The following is a 12,770-nucleotide window of genomic DNA, read 5'->3' on the forward strand; positions in this document are numbered from 1 at the left end:
ATTTTTAACGGTAGTTTTCAAGTTGTATTCGGTTAATATTACTCACCCAAGTTGAACAATACCGTCAGATAGCACAGTGTTTTTTATTTATATTTTAGGGTGGGCTATTTTAATAAATACAGCATGGACGTTTTCAGCGCCATCGGCTTAACCGGTTTATTCAATAGTAAAATATCGCTATCTTTGACTTCATTTTTTAACTGCTTACTATAATTGGCAGTGATCATCATTACCGATAACGGCTTATTACGTAAGTTGTTAATTTTTGTTGCCACATCAAGCCCATTAACATCGTCATCAAGGTGATAATCAACAATTAACATATCAGCATGCTCAGTATTAATATTCACTTGTTGTTGCAAGTGCTGTAGGCTTGTTGCGGTGATGACAAGGCAATCCCATCCGGTGAGTAACTCTGCCATGCCTTCACAGACGCTGGCATCGTTATCAATAAGCCATATTTTACTGCGTGCCAATACTGGTGTGGCTAATATACTACTGAGTGAGTTATTTAACTGCGGCTGATGATTAACTTTACCCAGGGGGACTTTGACAGAAAATACTGAGCCTTTTCCTAGTCTTGAGTGCACCATTACTGGATGTTCTAGTACCTTAGATATTTTATCTACAATGGCCAACCCTAAACCAAGGCCATTTCTAAAGGCAGTTTGAGACGATTTAAGGCGTTTAAACTCTTTAAATATTTCTGTGATTTGATCTTGCGCGATGCCGGTGCCATTATCCCAAACTTCGATAGAAACATGGTCACCTTGACGGCGACAGCCTAATAATACCTTGCCATTAGTGGTATATCTAAAGGCGTTTGAGAGAAAGTTACGCAAAATCCTTGCTAGCAACACGCTGTCGCTGTGCACTACAACATCACTGGTAACATAGTGTAGTTGCACTTGAAACTGTTTACTGGTTTGTTGGTACTCACTCACTAGGTTGTTTAGTAATTCTGAAAGCTTAAATGCGTTTTTATCGGCTTTAACTACCCCAGCATCAAGTTTTGAAATATCAACTAAGGTACATATTAAATTTTCTAAATCATCTAGGGAGTTGCTAGCCGAGCTGAGTAACTGCTTAGTTTTGGTTGCTAATGGGTGTTCCATCAACGAGCTAGTAAAAAGTTGTGCTGCGTTTAATGGTTGCAGTAGGTCATGACTAACGGCGGCGAGAAATTTAGTTTTTGAACTATTGGCAAACTCAGCTTCACTTTTAGCTTTAAGTAAATTTGCTTGCGCCTGACGACGATCTTCTACTTCTACTTGTAACTTGTCGTTTAAACTTTGTAACTGAAAGGTTCGCTCTTGTACTCTAAGCTCTAATTGGTCATGGGCTTTTTGCAGGGCAATCGCATTTTTTTTCCGATCAGTCACATCTCGGATCAGTACAAAAAAGCCGAGTATCTCTCCGTTAACATCGCGATTAGGTACATATGACTTTAGCAAATAACTAAGTTCACCTAGTTTGTTGGTTTCTTCAATCTCGAAACTAACACTTTCTCCTTGTAATGCTAGGTCGATAAAGGGTTTTAATTTTGTTAAATTTGAGTGCACTCGGCTTTGCTCTAACTCTAAGCCGTTTAGCCTGCCTTGAGGCCAGCCATACCAGTCGGCGTATACTTGGTTGGTAAATTGATATTTTAGATCCCTTCCCACATAAGCAATCATCGCCGGCACATTGTCGGTGATTAACCGTAGCCAGCTTTCACTTTCTCTTAAAGATTCGGCATAGCGATGACGCTCAGTAATATCACTATAAGTTTTAATCATTTTGCCGTTATCTAATGGATGATCGCGGATTTCAAGCACAGTACCATCAGTAAGTGTTTGGGTGTAACAGTCGCTATTTAGTTGAGATTTTGGCGCTAGATCGAGTTCAGTTAAGTTCAAAAGGTGCTCAGTATTAGGCATTGAACGTAATAACTTGGGCGGTAATTGGCTCAATTGGGCAAAACGCGTATTCCACACTTCAATTTTGTTTAGGCTGCTAATCAAAACCACCCCTTGAGAAAGGTTGTCAATCAAGCTTTGTAGTAGTCGTGACTTTTGCGCCATTCCACGTTCATAACGTGCGCTTTCTTGAGCTTTGATCGCGGTAATGTCTGTATAAAGCATGACCCAACCGCCTTCGCTGGTGCTATGTTCGTTTAATTGAAACCAGCGATTGTCTGATAGTTGATATACCGGGCTGGCAAAGGCATCACCTGGTGAAGCGCGCTGAATTATTCCCCGAGTTTTGGCTAATGCTTTTAAATCTTTAAGATTGACACCTTCTTGTATAGGTAAGCCAGAATCACGCCAAAAGTTGGCGAAGTTGCTGTTTTGTAAAATAATTCTACCTTCACTATCAAGTAAAACAAAGGCATCTGAAAGACTTTCAATAGCATCAATAAAACGTTGTTTAAAGAGGTTAGCCTTAGCGTTGGCTTGCTTTAAAGCGCGATTACTACTTTCTAATTTTGCTAAAGTCTCATTTAGAGTTTGAGTTTTTTCTCTGACTTGTTCGGCTAAATGAACAGAGTGTTCAAACGCAGTGTAGGGGGCGTACTGGTTTTCACCACTGTCTTCAACACGCTTCATTAACGCGTTGTTGATTTTTTTTAACTTGGCATTTTGCTTTTTAAGTTGCGCTAATTCATCTTTTAATACTTGCTCACTCATCAGCGCCGCCTGCAATATAGACTCCGGTAAACGTTTGGTTTAAATGTATGCCATTGATATGCTCGCCATAAGTATTAAAACCAGCAATATTATATTTTTGATTTAAGTCTTGTGCTTGTTTGTGTATACCTTTGTGTTCTATTTCTAAGCGCCTTAAAAAACAATCACAAGCGAGTACTAATTCTGGTTTACCATAACGCTGAGAAATTTCGGTTAATTTGGCTTTGACTGGCTCAAAAATATCACCCATCTCTACAGCCGTTAAAACAATACCAACGTCTACGGCGCAGTAAAAGGTTAAACTTAAATCTGCTTCATTTACCTTTTGAATCGCCCGAATGTAATATTGACCACCTACTTTGACTGCTAGGGGATGCAATGAAAACACCTCAGGGCTTAGGTCTTTAACATCCATATTTAGCAATTTTGCATATTCAAGTGCAGCGGGCTCTGCGTTAAGTTCATACACGGTTCTGCTTTTAGCATTAGCTGCAGTTACTACTAACTTTTCGGTTGGTAATTTTATATGGTGGCAGTTAAATACTTCAAAAGGTAAAGCAGTGTTTACCATGATTACAATAGCGGCATTTTGAAAAAAGCAGCCTTGATAATAGACATGGGTTTTGGTTGAGTGTATATCATCACCCGCTGAGCCACCAAAATGAGGAATACCTCTAGCTGCTGAATTTAAAGTCACTAAGAATTGCTCTTCATTTGATGACAATCCATCAAGTAATGTCAGTAAAAAGCGTTGGTTTTTGCTTGGGGTAGTATGGGTTGGCTGACATTGTTCAATAAGCTTATTGATGGTTGATTGCGCGCTAATAGTGTCAAACTTTTCCATAGACTCTATCAAGGTGGCGCTAACAGAAAAGTATTGGCAAGAAAAGCCAATAGCAACAATTGAATTTTGCTCGTAGCCGCTATGTGTGACTTCGCCAGCGGTGGTACAACCAACAATAGCTATATCTTTAAATGTTGCTTCCATGGCTGACGCTAGTGATTTAAGAGTATAAGTAGAAGAGCAGTAAAAAAGTACAAAATCAATATGCTCTTGATGAAGTTGTTGATACAGTTCCTGACTTGCCATAAATGGGTCTGGTGCTCTGGTAACTGCTGTTATCGTTTTTAATTCATTCATAATGAGCCTTAGATTATTTATGCCTGCCAGTATAAAGACAGAATGTTAGCGTATTATGTGCACGATAGGCGGCCAATGCGTATTAACTTTTTATGCTAGGATGCTGTTTGTCTACCTTAATTGCTTTATGCGCATACTTATTAACCACACATAGGGTTGGGCTTTCAATGATAACTAAACAGGCTAAGCATTGAATACATTCACCATAATCAATGGAACCATTATCATTGATTGCATCTATCTCACACTTTTTATTTCGGCACAGATGACAAGGTGAGCCGCACTCTTTGCGTCGTCTTAACCATTTAAATAACGGATAGCGTCCTATCATAGCTAATCCTGCACCTAATGGGCATAAATACCGGCAATAAAATTTATGAATTTTCAGACTGAGTATTAAGAGTAGACAAACGTATAAAACGAATGGCCAATATCGAACGAAATTAAGTGTGATACTGGTTTTAAATGGCTCTATTTCAGCTAAGCGCTCTGCTAATGTTAGTGAATAAAAGGAACTTGCCACTAATAAAAATAATAACAGGTATTTTATTTTTTGTGCTGTTTTATGATGATGAGGCTTTATTTTAATTTGTTTTATCGCTAGCTTTTTTGCCAACATGCCACATAGTTCCTGCATTGCGCCAAAAGGGCAAAGCCACCCGCAAAACAATCCGCGTCCCCAAAGAAATAGTGTGATAAATACAAACATCCATAAGATAAAAATAATGGGATCTAATAAAAACACTTCAATGGTAAAACCTTCCCAGAGTGACAGCAGCAGAGTGTATATATTGACTACCGATAATTGGCCTTGGGTATAGAAACCAATAAAGCCAACAACAAAAAGTAATGATACAAAACGTATTTTTTTGGTCATTTTGCCATTTTTTGCTAGCGTTTTTTGTTTAATAAACAAAAAGACTATTAACAAAAGGTACGCGGCTAATATCAGTATTTCAGTTGTTCGAGCTATCCATATTTTTAGCCATAAGGGCTGTTTTTCTTGCAGGCTTTTGTCTGTTTTTTGATGAATAAATAAAATGTCAGGCAGAGTGTTATTGGTCGTAAAATTGTACTGTTGCTTGCTTAAAAACGACTGGTTGTAATTAACCGCCAAAGATAGTGATATGTTTTTGTGTAATTGAAATCCTGATTGTGATTTAATCCTAAAGACCTTTATTTCATTAAACGTGGGCACAGTAATCGCAAATGAAGGATCGTAATAGCTATAAAAATCTATATCACGAATATCAACAGGTAAATTGTCTTGTTCAGCGGTTAACCGATTAGGAACAGTTTGTGGAATAAATTCCTCACCAACAAATGGGTAATCACCTTGACCAAATATCATCAGCGCATGCTCACCAGGTTGTAAACCCTCTAGTAAGCGTAGATATTCATCTTCACCGAGTAGATTTTTGCCAACGATTGGGATATTGACAAAGGCATAGTAAAAATCAATAAAATTCGTCTCGCCTTGAACAGTATTGGCTTTGCTTAATTGCTTTATTTCACTAACCAAAGCGGGTGAAGTTGATTCAGCCAAGGCTAATGCTTGGTCAGATGTTAGTTGCCAATGACTAATATAGTTTTGAGCCACTAAGGCATTGAAGTTCAGCGTTTGGTAATAATCGGGGTTAATTATCACTGCTGAAGGCGCAATAAAACCGGATAGCTTTTCTCTGGCAACCTTTAAGGCTGAGGCTATGATGGTGTCGTTGATCACCAATACTGAAATGGTTGCCCGGGTAATACCATCGAAATAGGTTGTATCTTTAGCTGTTTTACTACGTGCATTGATATTAAAACGTTCTTTAACAGAATGTCCTTTGTATTGTTGAACAAATCGATACATAGGCTGTTCACCTAACCCATGTAAAAAAATTGGCTCATTGTGGTTTAATACTTTTAGTCCAGTAAAAACACCTTGAGTGTCTATGCCAATTAATAAATTAATAGTTTGTCCTGAAAAACCAATAAAATTAACAAAATTATCGGATTCAAACGCATAGCCTAGTAATTCATTGAGTTGATAAACAGGGGTTACCGCAATATTTTTATCGACGGTGCCAACACGGGTTGCACTGGGAAATAGTTGCGCAATGTCATCTGAAATTGGTGTGGCGTCTTGATTGGCTATTGCACTGAAAGTAAAGGTACAAAAAAAGAGTGTTAACATAAAGCAAAGCTGAATGGGCATCCAACATCTGGAGTGGTTGTCTTTTTTAAAAGGCATGTTAACACTCAAATAAATCGTCATTAAGGTTTAGCAATAGTGTAGTTAAAATGCTTGATATAAAATGAGTGTCACATTTTGCGTTCATAACACTCATTTAATCAATGCTTTTAACTTAAAAGAAACCTAATGGGCTGGTGCTGTAGCTCACTAGTAAGTTTTTAGTTTGCTGGTAGTGATCTAGCATCATTTTATGGGTTTCACGGCCTATGCCTGATTTTTTATAACCACCAAATGCAGCATGTGCTGGGTACAAATGATAACAGTTGGTCCATACACGGCCAGCTTGTATTCCTCTTCCCATGCGGTGAGCAAGATTAGCATCACGAGTCCATACACCAGCACCTAAGCCATAGGCTGAATCGTTAGCTATTTCAAGCGCTTCAGCTTCATTTTTAAAGGTCGTCACAGCAACAACCGGTCCAAAAATTTCTTCTTGGAAAATGCGCATTTTATTATGACCTTTCATAATGGTGGGTTGTACGTAGAAGCCTGTATTTAAAGAGTCTCCTAAGTTTTCATTACTACCACCAGAAAGCACTTGAGCACCTTCTTGAACACCTATTTCTAAGTAGCTCATAATTTTATCAAACTGCTCTTTTGATGCTTGAGCACCCACCATAGTGTTAGTGTCTAATGGGTTGCCTCGAACAATTTTTTTCGTTTTTTCAAGAACTTTGGCAATAAAGTCGTCAAAAATATCTTCTTGGATCAGCGCTCTAGATGGACAAGTACAGACTTCACCCTGGTTAAAGAAGCCAAGCACAAAACCTTCAGCGCACTTATCAAGGTAATCATCCTCGTGTTGAGTTACATCCGAGAAGAAAATATTCGGTGATTTACCACCTAACTCTACTGTTGAGGGAATTAAGTTTTCAGCTGCACATTTTAGAATATGGCCACCGACAGCAGTTGAGCCAGTAAAAGCGATTTTTCCAATACGAGTACTTGTCGCTAATGCTTCTCCTGCTTCTTTACCAAACCCGTTAATTACGTTCAGTACGCCAGCGGGTAATAAATCGGCAATAATTTCCAGTAAAACTAAAATACTGGCTGGGGTTTGTTCTGCCGGTTTTAATACAATACAGTTCCCTGCTGCTAGCGCAGGGGCAAGTTTCCATGCCGCCATTAAAATGGGGAAGTTCCAAGGGATAATTTGGCCAACAACACCGATAGGCTCGTGAAAATGGTAAGCAACGGTATCATTATCAATTTGCGATAATGAGCCTTCTTGTGAACGAATACATCCAGCATAGTAACGGAAGTGATCTGAGCTTAATGGAATATCAGCAGCTAAAGTTTCACGTACAGGTTTACCATTGTCCCATGTTTCTGCTACGGCAATTGCTTCTAAATTAGCGTCAATACGATCGGCTATTTGTAATAAAATATTAGCACGCTCTTGTACAGATGTACTGCCCCAAGCATCTTTAGCAGCATGAGCCGCATCTAATGCCAGTTCTATATCCTCAGAAGTTGAGCGGGGAATTTGACAAAATTCTTCACCGGTAACAGGACTGGTGTTAGCAAAATAATTCCCTTTAACAGGAGCTACCCACTGACCATTGATAAAGTTTTCATATTTAGGTTTAAAAGAAACGACAGAGCCTTCACTGCCTGGGTATGCGTAGATCATATATCACCTCGTATCTAGACCAACAAGAGTATTACTCTTTTCCATGGCCCTATTAAATGTTTACTTTGGCGGTTACCAAAGTGTTTTGTCGTGTATCTATACTAGTCTTGCTAAGGTCGTTGCTGCTATTGTTCCTTTGCACAAATAACATCATACTTTAGGAGGAGTTCATTCGATTTATGTGGGGTAGAGCTAAGGTTTCTCGCTTCTTCATCGGTCATTATTATTAAATAAAAGGCCTTTGAATTTTATCCAAAAGCCTTTTTATTTATCTTTAAGTTGTGAGGGTTATTCCAGTTCTTTGGGTAGTTTAAATGTCCAAACGCTTCCACCTTGATTTAAGTGTTTGATGCGTTTAGCTACATCGCCACCCCAAAGAGGTACTGCGCCACCCCAGCCTGATAACACACTAATATATTGTTCGCCTTCCATATCCCAGGTTACAGGAGAGCCAACAATGCCAGAGCCCGTGTTAAACTTGTATTTTACTTCACCGGTTTTAGCATCAAAACCTAATAAATATCCTTCAGGGTTACCCATAAAAACTAGGTTACCGGCTGTTGCTAACACCCCACCCCATAATGGCGCGTAGTTTTTATAACGCCACACTTCTTTACCAGTTTTCGGATCTATTGCTTTTAATACACCAATGTATTCTTCATTAAGCGCCTGTATGGTAAAACCTGCTCCTAGATAAGCCGCCCCTTTTTTATAGGCAGTAGGTTCATTCCAGATATCCATTTTCCACTCGTTTGATGGCACATAGAATAACTCTGTGTCTTGGCTGTATGCCATTGGCATCCAGTTTTTTCCACCTAGGAAGGAAGGAATAGCAACAACAGTACTGCCTTTTTTACCATCTTTTGACTTGCTTGGATCGCCAGGACGCATGTTGTCGATATAAATTGGGCGGCCATTTTTATCTAACCCTGAAGCCCAAGAAATTTCATCGGAAAAAGGGAAACCGCGAATAAAGTCACCATTCTCACGGTTTAGTACATAGAAGAAACCATTTCTATCAGCTGTTGCCGCGGCTTTAACGGTTTTACCTTTGTCTTTATAGTCAAATGAAATCAACTCGTTTACACCATCATAATCCCAGCCATCGTGTGGTGTGGTTTGAAAGTGCCAAACAATTTTTCCGGTATCAGGGTCTATTGCTAAGCGAGATGATGAGAAGTAATTATCTCCAGGGCGTAAATGTGAGTTCCATGGCGCTGGGTTACCGGTACCAAAGAATAGTAAATCGACATCAGCATCATAAGTGCCACCTAACCAAGGTGCAGCACCACCAGATTTCCATAAATCACCCGGCCAGGTTTGTCCGGGTTTTCCTCCTGAAATACCATTGTTCTGCTTTTTGCCATTTTTCCAAATGTAACCCATGTGGCCTTCAACGGTGGGGCGCTCCCATGCTATTTTACCATTTTTGGCATTATAAGCTCTGACTTTGCCGACAATACCAAATTCACCACCAGAAACCCCCGTGATAACTTTGCCTTTAACGATAATAGGAGCGGCAGTGATGGAGTAACCTGCTTTGTAATCTTCAACTTTCTTTTTCCACACCACCTTGCCGGTGTCTTTGTGCAAGGCAACGAGTTTTGCGTCTAAAGTACCGAAGATAACTAGGTCGTCGTATAGGGCAACGCCACGGTTAATTACATCACAACATGGCATGATACCATCGGGTAAACGGGCATCATATTGCCATAGCTCATCACCAGTCATCGCATCGATAGCATATACTCGTGAATAAGAGCCAGTAACATACATAACGCCATCTTTTATTAGTGGCTGTGATTCTTGACCACGTTGTTTTTCACCACCGAGTGAAAATGCCCAAACTGGGCGTAAATCTTTTACGGTAGCAGTATTTATTTTTTCAAGAGGGCTGTAACGTTGCCCTCTTAGGCCTAGTCCATAAGACACTATGTCCTTAGTGGTCATCTGATCGTTAGCAATATCTTTATCTGTTACCTTTGCTTGTGCCACGCCACTTAAGGCTAAAGAAATGGCCACGGATAATGACAATATCTTGTTTTTACCTGTTGTTATCATTGTTATTTCCTCTTTTATGTCTCACTTGGTGCTGACCTCTTAGCATTTTTGCTTTTGATTGCTAAGCGTTAAAGCAGTCTAATACCATGGTAAAACCTGATGTTTTTTTCTACTATTGAACAGCAGTAGCGTTTTTTTCATCATTTAGTATGAGAATAGGGATGATATAAACTTGGGGTTTGGTAATGCACATGGTACTTAGCAAATATTTGCTGCATTATTCCTTGCTGTATCATCGCTTCAACAATATCGGCTACGGCGTAGCTTAATTGACGGTAATCTTTCTTAACCGCCATACCAATATCCCATTGTTGTCGTCCAATCATGGGAAAAGCATTGGTCGCTAATTGAAAATCGGTGTTTGAAAGCTGTTGTTGGTGATGGGTAATTTGGCTCCGCAAGCCCATTACAGCATCAACTTTACCTGTTTGCATTGCCACTAAAGCTAATGGGATTGAGCTAAAATGTTTGGCCCTATTGCGCATGCGACCATTGAAAGCCGAGAGTAAATAAAATTGAGGAATAGAATCAACTTCGACCCCAATATCATGATACTGAAAAATTGCCATAGTAGGGACAGCATCAATTTTTTTTCTGTTGAAAATAATTTGCCATGATTCAGTATGATAAGGAGCAAACATGTGAACTTGTTCATGAACTAAGAGGCCAACATCGTCGCGAAGCATTGAATAATTTTTATCATAAGGCGTACGCAACATAAGATCAGCTACTGTTCGGTTGATCAAATCGCCTTTCCAGAGATTATTACGTAAATCCCCTTCAACATTTTCACCGGCGCTCATCCATCGTAGCTTAAGTTCGACACCAAGTTGTTTAGCAATGTGCTTGGCAACATCTACATCAATCCCCTTGTTTTGGCCTTTTTCTTGGTAAGAAAAAGGAGCAAAATTATCATAAATGGCAATAGCGATGCTTTGACTATCGATGATGTCATCGTAGGATCGAGCAAAAGTTGTTGTGTGAAATATGGCACAACAACTCAAGTAACAGAGAAGGAAGTATAATTTACTGTTTTTCACTAACAGACTCTAACCAAGTACGAATAGACCAAAGTGCTTCTTGAGATAGGTGTTCAGTCATTTTAGGCATGTAAACAGCGCCGTTGCGAACAGCACCATTTTGAACACGATAAATATACCATTCATCTCCATCATAATCAGTTGCCAACTCACGTAAGTCAGGGGCTATGCCGCCAGAAATGCCTTCTAGACCATGACAGCGAGCACAGTTTTGGTTATAGGCTGAAGCACCGACACGAATGATTTCCTTTAATGTATCACCTTCATGTTCTCGATAAGGGTTAGTTTCTTCCCATTCTTCCCCAAGCTGAGGAAGTGTAGATGAATCAATTGCTTGAGGAGTAACAGGACCATGAGCTGATATAGCAAATGAATACAGTGATATTAATGCAACAAAACAGCTACGTCCTAAATTAAATTTTATCATTGCTCTAAACCTTTTTGTCTATGTATGTTGGGTGAAAGTAAGTTGTCGTGAAAATAATTATTTAAGTCATTATGTGATTAGTTTCGATGAGCCATATTAACGAGCACGGTGGTTAACCAGAATTGTACTTTAGCTCGGTTAGACGTCATCCTTTAGTATGATTTTATATGAAGAAAAGTAAGTGTTTTTTTATTATTCCTTTCTTATCAGTTGCTTAATGATATTTTTATAGAGTGGTGTTTTTTTACTTTGGTCTGTTTTTCTATATGCTTGTAGCATGTTGAGCAATTTGACTACGCGTCAAAATGTCATTTTTTTAGTTGAGGTCGCTATGTTTCTTGTGACAAAAATACGTATTAAACAATACCTAATACAGGTGATATCCCTTGGAATGTGGGTATTTTGTGAAAGTGCTTTTTCTGGTGAAATAACAACGACTATTAGTTATGTAAAGTTAGTAAAACAGCAACCGCCCGCTTTATCCTCTTTATTGAAAAAACCCAACGATAGTGGTTACTTTGGTGCAAAACTTGGCATAAATGACTCCAACACGACTGGCAAGTTTTTACAGCAACGCTTTGAATTAAATTACTTTAAAGTGACTGAAAAAAAACAGTTTTTGTCAAAGATAGTAAGTGAATACCAGCAGGGACGACGTGTTTTTATCCTTGATGCACCAATAGCGCAATTAGAACAAGTTAATTCATGGTCGGAAAATAAAAAGGTACTGCTATTTAATATCAGTGAGACGGCCGATGAACTGCGGACCAAGCAGTGCTTGGCTGCAATATTTCACACTATTCCTAGTAATGCGATGACCTCCGATGCACTTGCTCAGTATTTGTTGTATCGCCGAATGAATAAAGTGCTAATCATTAGTGGTAAAACACATGATGATATTCAGTTAGTTAAGTCTTTTGAACGGGCAGCTAAACGTTTTGGTTTAACCATTATCTCAAAAAAACAGTGGGATTTTGATACGGATCTCAGACGCAGTGCTCAACAAGAAATTCCATTATTTACTCAAACGCGACAAGCATATGATGTGATTTATGTTGCAGATAAACATAAATATTTTTCAGAATTGCTCCCCTTTAATACCTATCTGCCTAGGCCGGTAATTGGTTCAGCAGGGTTAGAAGCATTAGCATGGCACAGTGTGATTGAGCAATGGGGAGCAACTCAGCTACAACACCGATTTACGCAATTAGCGAATAGAGCCATGAATGATGTTGATTTTGCCGGTTATTTGGCAATACGCAGTGTTGCGCAGTCTATACATAAATTACAGGAAGTTGAGGTGGATAAGTTGGTTAAATATCTTCACTCAAATGCTTTTGAGTTGTCGGCTTACAAGGGGCGAAAACTCAGCTTCAGAGCTTGGAACCAACAATTGAGAATGCCGTTGGCTTTAGTACACCCTCATGCGCTGGTCACACAAGCACCATTGCCAGGTATGCTTCATCCGGTGACTGAACTTGATACATTAGGCTATGATAAACCAGAGTCACAATGCAAATTATCAATATAATCTACCGTCTTGATTTATCTATTTTTTAA

General features: G+C 39.2%; 8 protein-coding genes. 1 reads left to right on the forward strand and 7 read right to left on the reverse strand.

Going from position 1 to position 12,770, the window contains the following annotated elements:
• Positions 1-104 precede the first annotated feature (104 nt).
• The 7 genes from ABXG98_RS00160 to pedF all read right to left on the reverse strand — a co-directional run bounded on the left by ABXG98_RS00160 (position 105) and on the right by pedF (position 11,210).
• Positions 105-2,669 carry a NahK/ErcS family hybrid sensor histidine kinase/response regulator gene (locus tag ABXG98_RS00160; RefSeq protein WP_353536658.1) on the reverse strand — a complete coding sequence of 855 codons (2,565 nt, stop codon included), beginning with the start codon at positions 2,667-2,669 and terminating at the stop codon, positions 105-107.
• Positions 2,662-3,810 (reverse strand): nitric oxide-sensing protein NosP, encoded by a 1,149-nt coding sequence (gene nosP, locus ABXG98_RS00165; protein ID WP_353536659.1) that lies wholly within the window; start codon positions 3,808-3,810, stop codon positions 2,662-2,664. The genes ABXG98_RS00160 and nosP overlap by 8 nt, the downstream gene beginning before the upstream one ends.
• An 82-nt stretch (positions 3,811-3,892) precedes the next feature.
• The gene (locus ABXG98_RS00170) at positions 3,893-5,989 is read right to left on the reverse strand and encodes a 4Fe-4S binding protein (RefSeq protein WP_353536660.1); all 2,097 of its coding nucleotides are present in this window, start codon (positions 5,987-5,989) and stop codon (positions 3,893-3,895) included.
• 172 nt (positions 5,990-6,161) lie between these two features.
• The gene (gene exaC, locus ABXG98_RS00175; protein ID WP_353536661.1) at positions 6,162-7,682 is read right to left on the reverse strand and encodes an acetaldehyde dehydrogenase ExaC; all 1,521 of its coding nucleotides are present in this window, start codon (positions 7,680-7,682) and stop codon (positions 6,162-6,164) included.
• Between the two features lie 288 nt (positions 7,683-7,970).
• Positions 7,971-9,743 (reverse strand): PQQ-dependent methanol/ethanol family dehydrogenase, encoded by a 1,773-nt coding sequence (locus tag ABXG98_RS00180; protein WP_353536662.1) that lies wholly within the window; start codon positions 9,741-9,743, stop codon positions 7,971-7,973.
• 140 nt (positions 9,744-9,883) lie between these two features.
• Positions 9,884-10,783, reverse strand: coding sequence for a substrate-binding periplasmic protein (locus ABXG98_RS00185; RefSeq protein WP_353536663.1), 900 nt, complete (start codon positions 10,781-10,783; stop codon positions 9,884-9,886).
• The gene (gene pedF / locus ABXG98_RS00190) at positions 10,770-11,210 is read right to left on the reverse strand and encodes a cytochrome c-550 PedF (RefSeq protein WP_353536664.1); all 441 of its coding nucleotides are present in this window, start codon (positions 11,208-11,210) and stop codon (positions 10,770-10,772) included. The genes ABXG98_RS00185 and pedF overlap by 14 nt, the downstream gene beginning before the upstream one ends.
• 277 nt (positions 11,211-11,487) lie before the next feature.
• Here pedF and ABXG98_RS00195 point away from each other — a divergent pair, with 277 nt between their 5' ends.
• Positions 11,488-12,741, forward strand: coding sequence for a lanthanide ABC transporter ABC transporter substrate-binding protein PedA1 (locus ABXG98_RS00195; RefSeq protein WP_353536665.1), 1,254 nt, complete (start codon positions 11,488-11,490; stop codon positions 12,739-12,741).
• Positions 12,742-12,770 lie beyond the last annotated feature (29 nt).

Source organism: Colwellia sp. KU-HH00111, assembly GCF_040362745.1.
Classification (GTDB): Bacteria; Pseudomonadota; Gammaproteobacteria; order Enterobacterales; family Alteromonadaceae; genus Colwellia.

Bases quoted from the DNA above. Each gene is read 5' to 3' on its own strand.
- ABXG98_RS00160 (WP_353536658.1), bottom strand. From the start codon at position 2,669: ATGAGTGAGCAAGTATTAAAAGATGAATTAGCGCAACTTAAAAAGCAA.
- nosP (WP_353536659.1), bottom strand. From the start codon at position 3,810: ATGAATGAATTAAAAACGATAACAGCAGTTACCAGAGCACCAGACCCA.
- ABXG98_RS00170 (WP_353536660.1), bottom strand. From the start codon at position 5,989: ATGTTAACACTCTTTTTTTGTACCTTTACTTTCAGTGCAATAGCCAAT.
- exaC (WP_353536661.1), bottom strand. From the start codon at position 7,682: ATGATCTACGCATACCCAGGCAGTGAAGGCTCTGTCGTTTCTTTTAAA.
- ABXG98_RS00180 (WP_353536662.1), bottom strand. From the start codon at position 9,743: ATGATAACAACAGGTAAAAACAAGATATTGTCATTATCCGTGGCCATT.
- pedF (WP_353536664.1), bottom strand. From the start codon at position 11,210: ATGATAAAATTTAATTTAGGACGTAGCTGTTTTGTTGCATTAATATCA.
- ABXG98_RS00195 (WP_353536665.1), top strand. From the start codon at position 11,488: ATGTTGAGCAATTTGACTACGCGTCAAAATGTCATTTTTTTAGTTGAG.